Annotated in this window: 20 protein-coding genes; 12 read left to right on the top strand and 8 right to left on the bottom strand. The window is 38.4% G+C overall.

The genetic code is table 11. The features are described from left to right. The first annotated feature begins 36 nt into the window (after positions 1 to 36). The 9 genes from HN459_03930 (at position 37) to HN459_03890 (ending at position 8,824) form a co-directional block, all read left to right on the top strand. Positions 37 to 336: a hypothetical protein gene (locus HN459_03930; GenBank protein ID MBT3478592.1), complete on the top strand. Its 300-nt coding sequence runs from the start codon at positions 37 to 39 to the stop codon at positions 334 to 336. Positions 337 to 342: 6 nt separating this feature from the next. Further along, entirely contained in the window at positions 343 to 1,986 is a 1,644-nt protein-coding gene (locus HN459_03925) for a hypothetical protein (GenBank protein ID MBT3478591.1), read from the top strand. 9 nt (positions 1,987 to 1,995) lie between these two features. Further along, entirely contained in the window at positions 1,996 to 3,039 is a 1,044-nt protein-coding gene (locus HN459_03920) for a hypothetical protein (GenBank protein MBT3478590.1), read from the top strand. Between the two features lie 193 nt (positions 3,040 to 3,232). Beyond that, positions 3,233 to 4,588 carry a DNA repair protein RadA gene (gene radA / locus HN459_03915; GenBank protein ID MBT3478589.1) on the top strand — a complete coding sequence of 452 codons (1,356 nt, stop codon included), beginning with the start codon at positions 3,233 to 3,235 and terminating at the stop codon, positions 4,586 to 4,588. Next, positions 4,588 to 5,721, top strand: a complete 1,134-nt coding sequence (gene tgt / locus HN459_03910; GenBank protein MBT3478588.1) for a tRNA guanosine(34) transglycosylase Tgt — start codon at positions 4,588 to 4,590, stop codon at positions 5,719 to 5,721. The genes radA and tgt overlap by 1 nt, the downstream gene beginning before the upstream one ends. A 1-nt stretch (position 5,722) precedes the next feature. After that, complete coding sequence (locus tag HN459_03905; protein MBT3478587.1) at positions 5,723 to 6,667, top strand: hypothetical protein; 945 nt, start codon at positions 5,723 to 5,725, stop codon at positions 6,665 to 6,667. A 64-nt stretch (positions 6,668 to 6,731) separates the two neighbouring features. Further along, entirely contained in the window at positions 6,732 to 7,502 is a 771-nt protein-coding gene (locus HN459_03900; GenBank protein MBT3478586.1) for a hypothetical protein, read from the top strand. Then, the gene (locus HN459_03895) at positions 7,502 to 8,266 is read left to right on the top strand and encodes a hypothetical protein (GenBank protein ID MBT3478585.1); all 765 of its coding nucleotides are present in this window, start codon (positions 7,502 to 7,504) and stop codon (positions 8,264 to 8,266) included. Before HN459_03900 ends, HN459_03895 begins: the two co-directional genes overlap by 1 nt. A 12-nt stretch (positions 8,267 to 8,278) precedes the next feature. Further along, entirely contained in the window at positions 8,279 to 8,824 is a 546-nt protein-coding gene (locus tag HN459_03890; protein ID MBT3478584.1) for an NUDIX hydrolase, read from the top strand. Here the strand turns inward: HN459_03890 and HN459_03885 are convergent. After that, positions 8,821 to 9,690, bottom strand: coding sequence for an alpha/beta hydrolase (locus HN459_03885; protein MBT3478583.1), 870 nt, complete (start codon positions 9,688 to 9,690; stop codon positions 8,821 to 8,823). The two genes, HN459_03890 and HN459_03885, sit on opposite strands and share 4 nt — an antisense overlap. 113 nt (positions 9,691 to 9,803) lie before the next feature. Here HN459_03885 and queG point away from each other — a divergent pair, with 113 nt between their 5' ends. Genes queG through HN459_03870 form a run of 3 tightly spaced genes read left to right on the top strand, consistent with a single transcriptional unit; the run spans position 9,804 to position 11,717 of the window. Beyond that, positions 9,804 to 10,748, top strand: coding sequence for a tRNA epoxyqueuosine(34) reductase QueG (gene queG / locus HN459_03880; GenBank protein ID MBT3478582.1), 945 nt, complete (start codon positions 9,804 to 9,806; stop codon positions 10,746 to 10,748). 10 nt (positions 10,749 to 10,758) lie between these two features. Further along, positions 10,759 to 11,424 (top strand): isoprenoid biosynthesis glyoxalase ElbB, encoded by a 666-nt coding sequence (elbB, locus tag HN459_03875; GenBank protein ID MBT3478581.1) that lies wholly within the window; start codon positions 10,759 to 10,761, stop codon positions 11,422 to 11,424. Continuing rightward, complete coding sequence (locus tag HN459_03870) at positions 11,421 to 11,717, top strand: Rieske 2Fe-2S domain-containing protein (protein ID MBT3478580.1); 297 nt, start codon at positions 11,421 to 11,423, stop codon at positions 11,715 to 11,717. Before elbB ends, HN459_03870 begins: the two co-directional genes overlap by 4 nt. Here HN459_03870 and HN459_03865 read toward each other — a convergent pair. From HN459_03865 to rpmA, 7 genes are all read right to left on the bottom strand, one after another. Beyond that, on the bottom strand, positions 11,704 to 12,621 hold the full coding sequence (locus HN459_03865; protein ID MBT3478579.1) for a hypothetical protein: 918 nt from the start codon (positions 12,619 to 12,621) through the stop codon (positions 11,704 to 11,706). The two genes, HN459_03870 and HN459_03865, sit on opposite strands and share 14 nt — an antisense overlap. A 1-nt stretch (position 12,622) precedes the next feature. Further along, positions 12,623 to 14,212, bottom strand: coding sequence for a hypothetical protein (locus HN459_03860; protein ID MBT3478578.1), 1,590 nt, complete (start codon positions 14,210 to 14,212; stop codon positions 12,623 to 12,625). A gap of 3 nt (positions 14,213 to 14,215) precedes the next feature. Then, on the bottom strand, positions 14,216 to 15,466 hold the full coding sequence (locus tag HN459_03855; protein MBT3478577.1) for a hypothetical protein: 1,251 nt from the start codon (positions 15,464 to 15,466) through the stop codon (positions 14,216 to 14,218). Then, positions 15,463 to 16,431, bottom strand: coding sequence for a HEAT repeat domain-containing protein (locus HN459_03850; GenBank protein ID MBT3478576.1), 969 nt, complete (start codon positions 16,429 to 16,431; stop codon positions 15,463 to 15,465). The genes HN459_03855 and HN459_03850 overlap by 4 nt, the downstream gene beginning before the upstream one ends. Continuing rightward, positions 16,424 to 16,978: an RNA polymerase sigma factor gene (locus HN459_03845; protein ID MBT3478575.1), complete on the bottom strand. Its 555-nt coding sequence runs from the start codon at positions 16,976 to 16,978 to the stop codon at positions 16,424 to 16,426. The genes HN459_03850 and HN459_03845 overlap by 8 nt, the downstream gene beginning before the upstream one ends. Positions 16,979 to 17,123: 145 nt before the next feature. Then, positions 17,124 to 18,059, bottom strand: a complete 936-nt coding sequence (gene mdh / locus HN459_03840; protein MBT3478574.1) for a malate dehydrogenase — start codon at positions 18,057 to 18,059, stop codon at positions 17,124 to 17,126. Positions 18,060 to 18,145: 86 nt separating this feature from the next. After that, positions 18,146 to 18,403 carry a 50S ribosomal protein L27 gene (rpmA, locus tag HN459_03835; GenBank protein MBT3478573.1) on the bottom strand — a complete coding sequence of 86 codons (258 nt, stop codon included), beginning with the start codon at positions 18,401 to 18,403 and terminating at the stop codon, positions 18,146 to 18,148. Between the last annotated feature and the right edge of the window lies 1 nt (position 18,404).

The raw sequence follows: 18,404 nt of genomic DNA, 5'->3' as shown, positions 1-18,404 counted from the left end.
TCTGGAATTTCCCCACCGAATAAGAAGGACTTCGAAATGAAAAAATCAACAAGTTATTTACTAAGCATTTATTTTATATTTTCTTCATTTAATGTATTCCATGCTCAAGCCTCTAATCCATTTTTTGAATCTACTCAACGTGGAAGTTTAAACGAAGATCAATTACAAATTCTGATTAAACTTGAAAAAGACAAGAGAGTATTAGACTTACGATTGGTTTATAGTAAAAATGATAGATCATTAAAAAATAAGGAATCCCTACTTTTAAATTTATATGACGACATACAGATTAAAGCCATAAAAACTGAATTTAAAACTTATAGTTCAACAGCTTAGGCTTGGATGGGTGTTCAACAACAAAAAATTAATGATAAGAATAACTATGTACGGTTTTTCAGTTCGGATAATAAAATATCCGGTTTCATTCGTGCTAACGAAATATTCATCCGAATCTCCCCATTAGGAAATCATACATACGCCATTTATAAAAAAAGTCCTTCAAATAAATTATCACCCCACCCTAAAGAATATCCATCCGGTGCCCTTTTTATGAGTAGTAAAAAAATAATAAGTCATGCAGAAAAAAATAATGGCAAATCTTCTGACTCAAGAACATCTACACCTATTACATTTGATGTTTTAGTTATCTATACTTCTGAAGCGGGTTCGTCTGTCAGCGATCCTGTAGTCAACTTAATAAATCAAAGCGAGCAAGATACGAAAGATATTTATAATAAGAGCCTAATTGGCCAATATATAAAACTAAATGTAATTCATATTCAGGAAGATGATACTTATGTTGAAGACCCATCAATGGGTGTAAACCTTGAACGTTTTTCCAATACAACCGATAGTTACTTCACTTATATACATGACTTAAGGAATCAGTATGGCGCGGATATTGTAATTCTAATAACAGCTGGTGGTGGAGCCGATTGTGGTTTAGCCACAACAATAAAAGCTACTATGGGCGAAGCATTTGCTGTAGTCAAAGCTAACTGTATGGATGAAGACAAGCGTTTCACGTTTACCCATGAAATTGGTCACTTATTTGGTGGAACACATGATACAGTAGATGAAGAAGACTTAATTGCATATGATTATGGGTATGGCTATTGGGTTTATTCAGGGGGACGATCATATAAAACTGTAATGGCTGTGAAGGCAACTGGAAATGATTCTAATGGAAATCCCCGTGGCAGAGAAATGCTTTTATCTAACCCTAGCGCAATTTTTACAGAAGGTGTTCCTGCGGGGACTTCAGATAAAAATGATGTGGCAAGAGTTCATGAAGAAAGAATTAGCGAGGTGGCTGCATTTAAAACAGCACCACTGCCGGCCTTTAATGTAGCTATATCTGGGCCATCTGGAGTGAATTGCAATACGCAATCATGGTTTGTAAATATAACAAATGGAGAGTCTCCATTTGCTTATCAATGGTATTATCGATGGGAATGTGATGATAATTTAAGGATTCCCTGTGATGACAACTGGAATCCCGTCGGAAATAATAACGCAATCTTAAACTTTTATCTATGCACGGGTAACAGCTTTTTAAAGGTTGATGTAACAGATAGCAATGGCAATACAGTTACAGATCAGCATTATGTTCAAGGGTGGGAAGAGTATCCAAAAATAAACAGTGATTTTGACAAATCAATAATTCAGATTCCCAATGAGTTTTTCCTTTCACAAAATTACCCGAATCCATTTAATCCAAACACCACAATAAAATTCGGTGTACCACGATTAGCCAATAAGTCAATGAATGGGAATCTACAGCTCATGATTTATAGCATTAACGGCATGTTAGTTAAGACACTTGTAAATCAGGACTATTCACCTGGTACATATTCAATTATTTGGGATGGAACTAACCATCTCGGATCACCCGCGAGTGCTGGGATATATCTCTACCAAATAACCTATTCACAAGGTTACACACTGGATTATCAAGAAGTTAAAAAACTGATATTGTTGAAATAGAGTTTTCCAATGGCGACAGTCAAAATTAAAATATTCTATGTAATGATTCTCATTATTCCTTTTTTGAGTTGTGATGAAGAGAGGGAACAAACTGAGGAAATTATTCCAACACAGTATAAAATCATTTATCATCCTATTAATAATTTAAGCATATTCAATTCCAGCAAAGACACTACAAAATATATATTCAATTACAGAGATCAAATTTTTGGTCAAAATAATGTCTATTTTCGAAATGGTAATTTTTCGCCAGATGGTCAAAAATTCATTTTTGAAGCAGATATTCAATATGGCAGAAATGGCGGGTCGAGAGAAATGAATGATATTTATATATACCACACTGAATTAGATTCATTTAAAAACCTAACAAGAGATGGGTACAGACAGAGTTACCCTTCTTTTTCAAATAATGGAGAAAAAATAGTTTATATAAGCAATGAAACCGGAAATGATGAGGTTTTTATTATGAATATGGATGGGGACAGTAAAAGGATGGTAACCAATAACAATCTAAATAGTATTAAAAAATATCCCAAATTCTTAAATGATGGGAAAAGAATTTTATTTCAATCTCATGGTAAAAACAGTTATAAATTTTATTCTACAAGTATAGATGATATAGGGTTAAATAACATTTTTGAGACTAAGGAGAGAATTTATAATTGTATAATTCTTCAAGATGAAACACATTTTATTTTTAATGATTTAAAAGCAATTTATAAAGTAAATATAAATACAAAAAATATAGAAATATTTATTCGTGAGAAAGATGTTTTGCATATGACACTATCTCCAGATAATAATTTTATTGCGTATAAAACATTTTATAATGATTATGGAGCTCTTGTCGACATTAGCAGTAATAATTTTAATGAACAAAAAATTGATATCCAAATATCCCGCCTACAATTTGCTAATGATAATAATACAATAATCTATAGTTGGTCTAATTTGATTAGCGTTTATGACATAAAAAAAGGCACCACCACTTCTTTAATACAAACCACGGATGTAAGTAGGTTAAGGTTGTTCTGGGGTTATACTATGAAATGAGGATTAAAATTCCTTATATCCATGGGGTATGACTGGTAGAAAAAATCAATTATTATATAAAACAGAATTGTGTAATTACTTTTATTATGTTTTAAGTATTTGAATTTCATTTGATTTTATATTCCCAATTAGATATTTAGCCTGCGTTTCTTCTTGATTATGGATTGTTCTATTTCCAATTTCTCCCCTCAATATGCCACAATTAAAATCTAAAACTGTATACCTGTGTTCAGCCTGCGGAAATGACCATCCCAAATGGCATGGCCAATGCCCCTCCTGTAATGAATGGGGTACACTCAGTGAATACAAAGTTTCGAAAAACCGAAAAAAAGGCGGCAATGGGCAAGCACGGGAATCTCGAAAATTAGAGGACGTACTTCTTGGCGGAGAAGTGAAACGAATTTCTACAGGAATTTCTGAAATGGACCGCGTCCTGGGTGGCGGACTTTTGCCAGGATCACTTATTTTATTGGGTGGTAATCCAGGGATTGGGAAATCCACCCTAGCGCTTCAAATTTTACCTGCTTTTCAAAAACCCGTCCTTTATGTTTCTGCAGAAGAAAGTGAAGAACAAATTGGATTGCGAGCCCGACGGTTAAATGTGAACTCAGATTCGCTTCATCTTTCATCCGAAAATCGAATAGAAGGCATATTAGATCAAGTGTCTTTAATTAAGCCTGAATTGGTTGTAATTGATTCGATTCAAACTGTTTTTAGTGATGGATTGGATTCGTTGCCCGGTTCTGTCAGCCAAATTCGGGAATGCGGTCAGCAGCTTCTTCAATTGGCAAAACAGCGCAATGTTGCTGTAATTATTGTAGGTCACGTCACAAAAGAAGGTATTATTGCGGGACCAAAAATGCTGGAACATATGGTTGATACAGTTCTCTATTTAGAAGGAGATGACCGGTATGATCACAGAATACTTCGGTCAGCCAAAAATCGTTTTGGCGCTACCAATGAGGTAGGCATATTTCAAATGGAATCAGGCGGATTAATAGAAGTGGATAATCCATCAGAATTATTTTTGGCAGAGCGCCGGAATGATATTACAGGTTCAACTATTTTTCCTTCATTAGAGGGGAGTCGTCCCATTTTAGTAGAAGTCCAAGCTCTCGTATCTAACGCCAATTTTGGTACACCACAACGAAATGTAAATGGATTCGATTTTAAACGATTGGCTATGCTCTTGGCCGTCCTTGAAAAACGATTGGGAACCCACATGGGAACCAAAGATGTTTTTGTGAATTTGGTTGGCGGACTAAAGGTGGACGATCCGGCGGCCGACTTAGCTGTAATCACAGCCGTTGCTTCAGGAGCCCGGGATAAACTAGTGTCAGAATCAGTGGTTTTAATTGGTGAAGTAGGATTGGGCGGTGAGGTTCGCTCTGTTAGCCGTTTAGAAGCCAGAGTAAATGAAGCAAAATCACTGGGATTTAAAACAGTCATCGCCCCGGCAGCCAATGTAAAACGGATGAAAGATTCACCAAAGGGTATTAAAATTTCCGGCGTTTCAAATGTGGGTGAAGCATTCCATCATTTATTTTAATGAAGTTTTTAATTTCCCATAAAGATACTGAAACTTCCGCCCGAAGGGGAACACTTAAAACACACCATAGCGAAATTCAAACACCGGTTTTTATGCCCATTGGCACTCAAGGTGCGGTAAAAACTATTGATCCTGAAGTCCTTTCCCATTTAGATGCACAAATTATTTTGGGAAACACTTATCATTTATATCTTCGGCCTAGTCACGAGTTGATTCATAAAGCAGGCAGTCTTCATGCCTTCATGAATTGGGATAAATCTATTTTAACTGACAGTGGCGGATTTCAAGTTTTTTCATTGGCACGACTGAATAAAATATCTAATGATGGGGTGGAGTTTCAATCCCACTTGGATGGAAGCCGACATTTTTTTACACCGGAATTTTCCATGGATATTCAACGCCACTTGGGATCAGATATTATTATGGCATTTGACGAATGCCCAGCAGGGAAATCTAACAAAAATACGGTAGAAAAAGCAGTGGAGCGCACTACCCTTTGGGTCAACCAATGTGCTGAATTCCTAAATAAGAGTGAACCATTATACGATTGGAAACAGACTCTTTTCCCCATTGTTCAGGGTAGTATTTTCGAACACTTACGAAAACGTAGCGCCGAAGAATTAATCCCTTATGCCAATTGTGGAATTGCCATTGGAGGTCTTGCTGTCGGTGAAGAAAAAAATGCAATGTTTGAAACAGTTGAACAAATGGATGGCCTTTTACCCAAAGATCAACCGCGTTACCTTATGGGTGTGGGGCGACCGACTGATTTGGTGAAGTCGGTCCAAAGAGGAGTAGATATGTTTGACTGTGTCCTGCCAACACGGAACGCTCGTAATGGTCAGTTATTCACCAGTGGAGGAATAGTAAATATTGGCAATAGCACCCATAAAGATTCATTTGGTTCATTGGATTCAGATTGCCCATGTTATACCTGTCAAAACTTTACAAGGGCTTACCTCCGTCACTTATTTAATATTAAGGAAGTCTTGGGTTTGAGACTGGCAACCATCCATAACTTGACCTATTATATGTCCCTTATGGAAACGATTAGACACAATATTGAGATAGGCGAATTTGCAACTTGGGCCAATGCCTATTTGAATAAAATGGCAGATCATAAGGGGATGTAGAGTGAAACGGATTTTGATTGGTCTATTTTTCTTTTGTCTTATTCCGGGGCAAAACCTTGAAGTGAGTTTTATGCGTTTTTATGCCAACGATCATGATTTTATAGCAGACTATCGATTGCTTGCTTCGGAGCGATTTGACAAACCACACCTCCAGGTTTTTTATAGTGATAAAAAGATGCCAATACTTAAAGATTGGGTAGATGCCAATGGTGAATCCCTTAAAAGGGAAGTGTTGGAATATGGAGATGATAAAAAAATGCTGCGGCAATTTTTCCTTAATGTGGAGAACAAACCAGACAGTCTAATTCAATTTGGAAAGAATGAAATTTGGTCTGAAGAATTCCGCAAAGTTTTAGAAAATAATAGTCATGGGTATTTTGATGGACAGGAATCGAAATTCATTTTAAATGAATCCGAACAAATTGACTCCATTCTATTCACAACTGTGCGGGGGGAGCATTACGGAAAAATCAATTTTATTTATGATCACCTTGGCCTGTTAAGCGGTGAAACATGGACATCATTCCCTGGTGAAAAAATAATTCGTCGCTTTGCCTATTCCAGTGATATGCTGACGGGACGTAAGGAGATTTGGGAATATGATAGACAGGGGCAGGAAATCAGCCATGTTGCCTTGACACAACCAGCGCCGGGAACATTGTATAAAACTCCGCCACCCCGGTTTGGGAATCGGTTAGATGAAATTTCAATTATTTTAGAAGATATTCTTTCAAAAACCTTGGATGTTCCTTTTGACGTTTTTATTCGTAAAACAAATTATGATCTCATGGTTTTAACAAATGGAGACAGTCTTATGATTCACCTTGTTGAGATGGGTGATCAGCGGGTCAAGTTTAAAATTGTCGGGGAAAAAGAAGAATTAACCATGCCAAAATTTCGGGTGGAATCCATTACCTCTAAGTATGGAGAACGCATTTACCCCTGAACTTGCTTTGCGTCTTGCACAATAGGTAAATTGGTTATTCTATAACCACATACCTGAGTAATATATGAAGTTTTTAAAATTTTCCACCATTGGTGCATTGCTACTTGTAGCATTCGGATGGGCCCAATCCTATCCGCCACCGTCAACATTAGTAACTGTTCCGTCAGCAGGAACATTAGTCCGTGGCAGTTATGCCATGCAAATGCGCGTTCAAAAAGGGGGTGGCCTAACATCCTCTCTCAGCGTTGGCCTTACGGACCGATTTCAATTTGGACTATCTTTTGGTTCTGCCAATTTGATTGGTGACGACAGTTTGATTTGGTATCCTCGACCTGAGGCAAACCTGAAATACCGCCTCATTGATGAAACAGAATCGGTTCCCGGTATTTCACTGGGGATTGATACCCAAGGAATGGGCAATTTTAATTCAGCCGATTCACTCATGCGTTACGATGTAAAAGCAATGGGGTTATATTTAGCGACAAGTAAAAATTGGGTAACGCCATTGGGAAATCTTGGTGTTCATATGGGTACAAATTACAATTTTGCCGAAGTGAATGACGGAGATAAGGATGTGAATTATTTCTTCGGTTTTGATATGGAATTCAACCCGGAATTATCTCTTCTTTTAGAATATAATGCTGCCTTAAATGAGAATAACATGACAGCAAAAACTATGTCCATCAGTCGAGGTGGATACCTGAACGCGGCCATTCGGTGGACATTTGTAGAGCACCTCCATATTGAAATGGATTTTAACAATCTTCTGTTTGATGATGAAAAAGTGGATTATTTCCAGCGTGAATTAAAGATTACTTATATCGAATACTTTTAATGAAAAATGTTGGGCTAATCTTATTCATATTGGTTGGCATACTCTTAGGGCAAACCAACCTAGAAAAAGGATTAGCCGCATTTACCCGACGAGCTGAAGGTAGCAGGGAAAACATAGCCAAACCTGAAGCTATCAACGAAGCTATTGAGTATTATAATTTATCCCTAAGTGATTCCGACCCTGAAATTGATGCAGTAATTGGTTTATTAAAATCCTACTATTTTAAGGGGAAATTTGTCGCCCAATCAGAAAACCATAAGAAGATTGTATTTGATAAAGCCAAAACATTGGCACTGCCCTATATTGAAAAGTATCCAAACCGGGCAGATATTCGTTATTGGTATTTAACCAATCTTGGCAGTTGGGCCGAAGTGTACGGTATCTTGACAGCAGCGAAAGAGGGTGTAGCTGATCAAATGCGAGAACATGCTTTAAAGATTATTTTTCTGGATTATAATTATGAGGATGGTGGTGGATATCTGTTGCTGGGGGCTGTCCATTATAAATCACCTTATATTCCTTTTTTACTTTCCTGGCCTAATAATAAAGAAGCGTTAAAATTTCTTGAAAAAGCGGTGAATACAGGAGAAGCTACAGCAGTACAAAGAGTGTACTTGGCTCAAGCCCTATATAAGGGAGAAAAGAAGGTCAGGGCATTAACACTTTTGAATGAGGTGGCGAATATGGTACCAGATAAAAATGACACACTCTCGGATTGGGAGCAAATCAAGAAGGCACGATCCCTTCTCAAAGATTATAAATAGAATATATTTTAAATGTCTGATTTAAAAGAAACTAAAATATTATCGGAGCAGAAATTTTCTGGTCGATTAATTGATTTGTACCTAGATCAAGTTGAATTGCCCAATGGTAAAACCAGTACGCGGGAATGGATTGATCATCCCGGAGCTGTATGTCTCATTCCAATCCTTCCTGATGGAAATATCTGCCTGATTAGGCAATTTCGTTATGGACCGGGAGAGGAATTTATCGAAATTCCCGCCGGTAAGTTGGATAAAGACGAAGATCCACTGGATTGTGCTCATCGGGAATTGGAAGAAGAAATTGGACACCGATCTAACAAACTTACTTTTTTAACTAATATTCATCCCGCCATTGGATTCTCAAATGAAAAAATGTGGATGTATTTGGCCGAAGATTTAATCAAGACTAAACATAACCTTGATCCTGATGAATTTCTTGAATTGTCACCCACTTCATTAGACGATGCATTGGCATGGGTTTGGTCAGGAAAGATCACCGATGTGAAAACAATCATCGGTATTTTATGGGCAGAGAAATTGTTAAGGTGCGACGACTAATTTTTCTGATAATAATCTAATATAGATTTCAGCCATTTGTCGGGATTATCCATTTGGCAGAAGTGACCTGTTTCAGTCATTCGGGTAAAACTTGCATCGGGACAAATATTATTTACTAATTTTTCCGGAATGGCAATAGGGGCCACAGCATCCAATTCGCCCCAGCATAAATGAATTGGAAGGGTTGTGTCTTTGAGCGCCGGTAACCAACGAATATTTTGATATGTATACCTGTCGTTTAAATAATTAATCAGAAAATGCCCTATTTTTTTTCCGTTCCCACTACGGAATGCTGTCCACATGGTCTCAACTTCAGTTTCATCTAATCTGTCACTACCATTGGCGCTATAGACTTGCTGTTTAAATGCTTTATACTGAGATATTCTTGAAAGTAGAGGTCCGAGAATTGGATTCAACATCAATTTTTGCATGACGCGAAGTTCAGCAAGCTCAATGACCATACCGCCATTAGTGAATGTGATTGATTGAAACCCATCTGAAAACCAATTACCGATTTTTCTTTCATTGGATAAAGCCACAAGCTCTGTAGCTACACTGTCTCCCATATCATGTGCAATTAAGTGTCCACCCTTCACACCAAGGGATTCCCATACTTCTAGGGCAATCTGGGCTTGCTCCATCATATTGTAATTATGATCTAGTGGTTTGTCACTCATTCCAAATCCTAAAAAATCAAAAAGGATGATGCGGTCAAAGTTAGATTGTAATCCTTCAACCACCCTGTGATATGAATAAGACGATTCCGGGAAACCATGAAGAAGAAGCGCAGTTTTATTAGCATCGGCATTTTTATTCCCGATTATTTTACAGAAGACTTCGAAGTTATCAGAGAGAACAGATTTCATTTCTCCACTCTTTTGCCATTCGTTTAAATTTTGGTTGAATTGAGACATTGTGAGATAAAATTTACATTCCCTTTTTGGTGTTATGTAGCAATTTGGTTTTTCTAAATTCTCCAATGGAAATATCTATTTCAAATTCAATTAAATCAAAAGCAATTGAATTGGGGTTTCAGAAAGTGGGCATTGCCAAAGCGGAAGTGACTCCTGAAGCAAAAAACAACTTGAACCAATGGCTCAACGCTGGTGGTCATTCAACCATGGAATGGGTGGAAAAGAGAAAAGAAGAACGAGGGGATATTCATACCTATTTCTCGGAGGCCAAATCTGTCATTTCTGTTGCTATGAATTATTATTCTGGTCATAACCAGTCAGATCTAAAGGCAAACCATAAAATCAGTAATTATGCCTGGGGAGATGATTATCACGATATATTGAAAAAAAGACTGTTTCAATTATTGGGATGGATAAAAGAAGCATCTCCAGATATTAAGGGGGTCGCATGTGTAGATACTTCACCGGTGATGGAAAAGGTTTGGGCCCAAAAAGCTGGGATTGGATGGCAGGGTAAACATACTAATTTGATTACTCGAGATTTCGGCAGTTGGCTATTCCTTGGGGAATTGATTGTGGATATAAAATTGGATTACGATCCGCCATTTGATGAAGACCTTTGTGGCACCTGCACCGCATGCATTGATGCTTGTCCAACCGATGCATTGGAATCTTACCAAATTGATTCGGGAAAATGTATTTCCTATCGCTCAATCGAATACAGGGGTGAATTTGCTGAAGGGGCAGATGATTTAGACGGTTGGATCTATGGCTGTGACATTTGTCAAGATGTATGCCCATGGAATCAAAAGTTTGGACAAATGACAAGTGAACCAGCATTTCAACCGCGGCCGAAAATTTTATCGTTGACAGATAAAGATTGGTTCACAATGGATGAAGATGGATTTCGTAAATTGTTCAAAGGATCGGCAGTAAAACGAACCAAGTATTCAGGATTAAGCAGAAATATCAAACAAAATTTAATGAAGAGACTTAAAGACAAATTGTAATAAGGAAATAATGATGACAAAAGTAGGCGTATTACTATCAGGGTGTGGTGTGAATGATGGATCAGAAATTCACGAATCTGTGATCACTATGTTGGCTTTAGATAGAGCCGGTGTTGAAATGGTTCTTATGGCACCCAATATTGATCAAATGCATGTGGTGAACCACTATACGGGTCAAGAAATGGATGAATTTCGAAATGTGCTCGTTGAGTCGTCCAGAATTGCCCGTGGAAATATAAAAGATATGGCAGAAGTAAGCGGGAATGATATAGATGCATTAATTATTCCCGGTGGATTTGGTGTGGCCAAAAATTTATGTGACTATGCCATGGCTGGTTCTGAGTGTTCCATCAATCCTGATGTATATCGTTTGGTTACAGAAGTTCATCTTCTGCAAAAACCTATCGGTGCCATTTGTATTGCCCCGGCGATGATGGCTAAAATTTTAGCTGAACTGGATGAGTCGGCGGAAATGACAATCGGTTCTGATGAATCTACCGCCAGTGATATTAAATCTATGGGAAGTACTCATGTTTCATGTCCTGTAACTGAAATGGTTGTGGATGAGGAAATGAAAATTGTAACAACACCAGCTTATATGGATGCTCAATCCATTAAAGAAGCTGCGGAGGGGATTGAAAAACTCGTAACGCAGGTTTTGAAGATGGTAGGATGAAAAAAATTGCAGAACTAAATGATATTCCCAAGGGCGGAAGTAAACTCGTCATGATAGATGACACCCCCATTGCATTATTCAATTTAAAGGGGAAGATTCATGCCTGGGATAATCGCTGTCCACACCGTGGTGCATCATTGGCGGATGGAAATATTTCAGATTCAATTATTCAATGTAAATCGCATCTATGGGAATTTGATATTAACGCAGCCTGCGCTGTGGCTAATTCTGATTTAAAGGTAAAGACTTTTAAAGTTGAAGTAAAAGAAGGGTCAGTATTTATCGACGATTAACATCAATTGATCCCAATCCAACGCTGATATCGAGGTAAACAGTTGGCCAATCAGAATTCCAATCTTCAGTTAAATATTGATTTCCTTTTTTAATAAAATCATCCAAATCCACTGAAGATAAAAAGTTGTGATGAACTTTCGCTTTCACATTCACATTCTCCGGCAGAACAAGGTCAAGCGAGCCCATTCCTACTTTGATATCAATTTCTATATTTTTGGTAATTTCACCACGGAAATCAATATCAGCTGAACCCAATCCTACTTCGATATCCACTTCACGAGCGTTGAGGTTTCCCAATCCTTCTGCATTAAATTCACCCAACCCAGTGTCAATTCGTAAAAAATCACAAGTCTCAAGATTTGGTGTATTCATGCTAACATTCATAGAACCTAAGCCACAGTCAATGATGACACGAGATAGTGTTAAACCTGTGAAATCAATATTCGCTTCACCAATTCCAAAATCCATATCAAATTCAATGGGAATATTTTTAGGTATAGAAAATTCTAATTTATTTTCAAATTCGCTCAACGGACCCCTAAGTTTGGTATTATCATCAAAATCAAAATCATATTTTTTATCATGATCCGTTTTAATGGAAAAAATCCCACGTCCTATTCGTTCAGTGTAATCAATTTCGGGATCCACTTTTGAGGGGTAGTAAAAAATATCACCATTAATGACCATGGGTTTCATATTTGCATCCAGAGTCAATTCACCAATACCAAAATCGATATTGACCTTTAATTCATCTACGTTGCCGACCTTGTATTGATAATGGTCTCGGACCCATTTCCCCTTTTTGCTTTCTCCCTTATCCTGTTGAAATAAAGTGTTTGAAGGTCCTTGACCAAACAATATTCCCAAGGAGATGATTGTAATAAATGTATTTATTTTTTTCATTTTAAAATGAGTAGTTGAAGCGAATGGTTGTTTCATAGGGACCATCGTGATCCAAAGGTTTGGCAATATTGATCATCCAATCGTGATCATCATCGTAGTCGCCATGACCAATGCCGATGCCTGCCGATGAAATGCCCAATTTCGGATTATCTGATATCCAGCCTGAATCCCATTTTTTTCCTTCCCAAGCTCGACCTCCGTCAGCAAAAAACGAAATAAGCCAATCGCCATCTGTAAATCTTGGCGTTAGAAAAAGCGCAAGATTTACTTGAGCCATTTGGTTTCCTTGTTGCACTTTATATCCCTGGGCAGCGACAGAGCCTATTCCACCAACACTGAATAATCGATGAGAGGGCATGGAATCATCGCCAGACCCTATCATAAGTCTAGATCTAAAAACCAATCCTTCAGAAAATTCCCAATTAAAAACTAATAATGCTAAGTTTCGTTGGGTAGCTTTTCCATAATCCATCTTAAATACAGAGGCGGTATCACCATCAGATTGGATATGTTCTGATTGTAAATAAATAGCCAACCCGGTTTGCAATGGTGAATAGTTTGGTGTCCTTGCCATGAATGTTAATTCATTATAATTGGATGACATTGGGACCATTGTAAGGTTTGGGCGAAGTGATCGCTTTTTTTCAAAAACACTATACATATTCCAAATTGGAAGCGTATCCTGTTCAGCTGAAATAAAGCGACCTTTAATACGAATATTTTTAAAAATATTTAGTCCAATTCCCGTTTCCCAACCTTGTTCATCCCATCGGTCGTAAAAATCCTGGCGTGCCAAAAAACTGGCCCAACCATTTTCATCTTGAGGTATGCGATAGGCATCGTCGGTTCGCGCTTCTTTAAATAAACTGGCATAAAGAATTAAATTCTGGTTTTCAAAAAAGCTCTTTTCAAAGGTAGTGCGACCTATATAATCTGGAGCGAATCCCTTTCTCCAGCGTACTCCGGCGGACCAATTAAGCCTGAAGTTTGATTTTGAATGGCGATCCCATCGTTCATTGAAAGGTGTTAAAACAAATCCTTCATTTCGATTATATTGGATGGTAGGTCTTTTGGGATGAATCCAACTTTGACGAGATCGATCTGATTTACGATCCAAACCAAATTCTGTTGTCCCCTGGATGGCATCTTCCTTATCAGTTTCGCGGTAGATTAATCCTTCTTTTAAATTATTTTCAATAATTTTTCCATTAACAGTACTATTCGGTTCACGGTAAACATTGCCGCCGATAGTTATAATTTGGCCATTTAAAATACCGCCGCCTTTTAAGTACGCATCACCACCTAAAAGGGTCGCAACACCATTGACCGTTCCGTAAATAATTAAATTACCACCAACAATGCGCATATTCGATTCAGAAACTTCTCCAGAATCAATGGTGACATCTTCACGAAATGTAAATTCATCAGAGAATAAATTATTCTTCTCCTGATTCTCTTCTTTGACCTGTTCATCTTCAATCGCGCTGTCAATCCCAGCTTCAATAATATCTTCTACAACTTCTTCAACATCATTTGCATCTTGGGTAAAACCCATATTTAAAATAATGAGTAATGATAATAAATATTTCATGACTTAATCCTTCTCAATTGAAATTGAATCGTGACTGGTTTTCAGTTTGACTGAAAACTTTCCCCCGTTAATGCTGCCATTGGCCAGCACATCATTGTCATCTAAAGTAATTTGTAGCGGAAACTCTGAGTCGATGGCACCGGTGGATCTTCGATTAATAACAGTTGCATCAATCGTTGCAGGAAAATCAGATGGCAATCGCAGTTCAATTTTTCCACCACTGGTTTTTAAATATATTTCATGATCATCAAAAGATCGGTTCCAGATTTTTTCTATTTCAATTCGGCCACCGCTGGTTTTTCCGATAATTCTTCCAACCACATGTTCCCCAATAATATTGCCTCCCGATGTATTCACATCAATATGACCCATAATACGATCAAATTCTATATTACCACCAGAAGCGCTTCCCTCAAATTCACCCTTAATATCCATTGCTTCTATATTTCCACCAGAGGTATGAACATCTACATCGCCTTCAATACCCGTTACATCGATATTCCCGCCGGAAGTTCTCCCGTAGATCTTTGATCCAATGATATCTTTAAAATCGATATTTCCCCCGCTGGTATGCATATCGACTTCCGCTTTGCAATAGGTTACGTCCACATCGCCTCCAGAAGTAGTCCCTTCTAGTTTTCCATCAGAATCATTTACCTCGATATCACCACCGGATGTACGCACATTGGCTACACCTTTTACTTTATCAAGTGTGATGTCGCCTCCAGAAGTTTTAGCCGTTAAACGACCGGTGAGATGTGAAACATCGACATTGCCACCACTGGTTTTTAAGTATGCTTCACCCGAGATGTAACTCACATCAATATCGCCGCCGGAGGTCTTCATGCTTAGGTTATAATTTTGAGGAACGACTACATCATAATCATAAGAGATTTTTAATCTGCGAGGGCCATTTTTTTCACGTCTAAATTCAATATGGCCTTCTCCGGATTTTGAGACTTCCGCTTTTTCTGACTTGAAGTAATCTTCTGCTATTGATCGGGATTTTGTCCTAATCTTCATTCTCTCAATAATCGTTACGGTCGTTATTGGTTTTCCTTCTACGGTAATATCACCGGTGACGTGTTTGAATTCCACAACGCGATTATTTCCTTCGGCCTTGCTTACATCAAATTCGTAGGTTGTTGTTGCGATATACCTGTTTCTGGAATCCTTATCAAAAGATTCAAATGATTCGTACAAGCCTTGGGATTGAACAAATACCGTTAAAAGAATGGGAATTAAAATTTTCATTGTTTTACCTCGAATGCTTCATCTTCGGCTAAATAACTGATGTCATCCATGACTTCTACCGCCCTTGCACGGATATATTCATTTTGATCCATAAGGCTTACCACACGGAGAGCAGGTACAATATCGGCTGATGGACTATTGGCTAAGATGGAAAGGGCGCCCATGCGGACAGCTTCATTTTCATCTTCTAATAAAATTTTTAAGCTTGCGTCGCGAATTATTTTGTCCGTCTCAAATCGGGACAACATTTCCAGTGCTTTAAGTCGAACACCCACATTGGTTTCAGAGAGGACTGAAGAGATAAGCACCAACTTTTTATTATCATGGGAGGGGACGCTTTCCAGTAGGTTCACTGCTTTCAGGCGTTTGCCGGGGTTGGTGTCGTTGAGCAGTAAGTAGAAAAGAATCTGCTGAATAGTTTCATCGCTTGTACCACCGGAGACATCAACATTCTTTTTGGTTTCAACAGCCAGGCGAATATTGTCATCATCGGATTTTCCAAATTGTACATCTGAAAGTGCCCCCTCCTGGATCAATCCCATAATAGCGGCTGATGAGAATCCGTTATCGGGTTGAATATCTTGAACGGGATTCAATAAAAAGCGACCGGCAAAAAATGCTATAACCACGTAAGATGCAACAGCCCATACCGGTTGACGTGGAGAAAGGACAGTCTCAAAAATATTTTTAAATTTATCCAAAATGGGTGATGGTGATTTAATGGAATCGATTTGACTTATTCGTGCTCTTAAAAGATTGCGATGTCCCTGTAATTCTTCATCGGAGATATTTACGTTGAACGTATCAGATGTGAGTTCTAAGGTTTCCTTAAGTTCCTGAACATAATTCTTAAGACTTTCCTCGGAATTAATTTTAGTTTCGAATGCTTGGCGCTCATCAGCGCTCAAGGCATTCATGGTATAAAGGCTGGCCTGTTCTTTGAGTTTATTAGAAATATCAGGCATAACGATACTCCTTAAGTTCATTTCTGAGTTTTTCCATAGCACGGAAAAGGTATTTTTTTACGGTTCCTTCGCCAATGCCCATTATTCCGGATATTTCCCTGATCTTCAAATTTTGCATATGTTTGAGTAAAAAAGCGGTACGCTGTTTGTCCGGTAATTGATTGGCAGCGGCTTTTACCGCTTTCATAATTTCGTCCCGATCACTGGTGCTCTCCGGTTTTTCTGTGATATTCATGAGTGGGTCTGAGCCATCTTCCAAGGCTTCCTGGATTGGCATCTTATTTTGCGTCCGCTTCAAATTGTAAAATGTATTGACTGTAATCCTGTAGAGCCAAGTGTAGAAGGCACTTTGAAAGCGGAACTTTGAAATACTTTTATAAGCTTTAATAAAAACCTCTTGGTAGAGGTCTTCGGCGTCGTATTTATTTTGTGTCAGTTGGTAAGCTAATGTCATAATTTTTTCGTCGTGTATAGCCACAAGTTGGTGAAACGCTTCGGAATCGCCTGCCTGGGCTAGTTGTATTAATTGTCTGATATCGTTTTTCAAGATTTTCAGTCGTCACAGGGGGTATGACACAGCTTTTTTTAAAAAGGTTGTCATCGGATTTTAAATTTTATTTAGAAGAAAAAATAGGAATAAAAAAGCCCCCACATTTGCGGAGGCTTTTACATTTATTCAATATTATATTGAATTATAATCCTGTTTCGGCAACAGTCTTTTTCACCGCTTCCAATGTATTGTTTAAAGCGGCTTTTTCATCATCTTTAAGTTCAAATTCGAGAATGCGCTCTACACCGCCGGCACCAATCACTGAAGGGACACCGATGAAATAACCATCAATGCCGAACTCACCCTCACACAGTGAAGCGCATGGGATTACACGCTTTTTATCCCGAAGGTAAGACTCTGCCATTTCTATCGCCGACTGAGCCGGTGCATAAAAGGCGGAACCATTGCCGAATAATTTTACAATTTCACCACCGGCAAAGCGGGTACGATCTACAATTTCTTCTAAACGATTAGCAGGAATCAATTCTTCCACAGGAACACCGCCAACGGTGGCATAGCGTGTAATTGGGACCATAGTATCGCCATGACCGCCAAGCACCATACAGGTCACATCCTGAACAGAACAGCCTGTCTCCATGGCAATAAAGGTGCAGAAGCGGGCACTATCCAATGCGCCGGCCATCCCTACAACTTTATTTTTACTGAATCCTGAAATTTTATAGAATGCATTTACCATGGCGTCCAATGGGTTCGATATAACGATAACAAAAGCATTAGGAGCATGCTCTTTAATGTTAGTTGCCACATCCTTCATAATACCCAAGTTGATGCCCAGGAGATCCTCACGGTTCATTCCCGGTTTCCGCGGTATACCAGCAGTAATGATTATTACATCGGAGCCAGCAAGATCAGCGTAATTAGAAGTACCGGTAATATTAACATCATATCCATCATGAGGTCTTAGCTGCATGATATCCAATGCTTTACCTTTAACCATTCCTTCTGCTTGAGGAATATCAAAAATAATGACATCGCCCAATTCTTTTTGGGTCGCAATTAAGGCCAGATTTCCGCCGATTTGACCGCCACCAATTAATGCAATTTTAGATCGAGACATATAGAATCCTTATTTATTGTTAAATAAAAAGACCCCGTTCCACAATGCAGAACGGGGTCTTTTTATAGAATGAAATGAAGTTTGATTTATCCGTTGTTTAAAACGCTGACAATTTTCCGGTCACGGCCTTTGCGGTTAAATTTAACCACGCCGTCAGACGTTGCGAATAATGTATCATCTCCAGCGCGACTCACGTTTGTGCCGGGGTGAAATTTGGTTCCACGTTGTTTGAGGATGATTCCCCCAGCGAGGATACTTTGTCCATCAGACACTTTTACCCCAAGCCTTTTAGCGTTGGAATCGCGACCATTTTTGGAACTACCTACACCTTTTTTATGTGCCATA

The organism is Candidatus Neomarinimicrobiota bacterium (genome assembly GCA_018647265.1).
Lineage (GTDB): Bacteria > Fidelibacterota > Marinisomatia > Marinisomatales > TCS55 > TCS55.
This window is presented reverse-complemented; position numbering and strand designations above follow the sequence as displayed.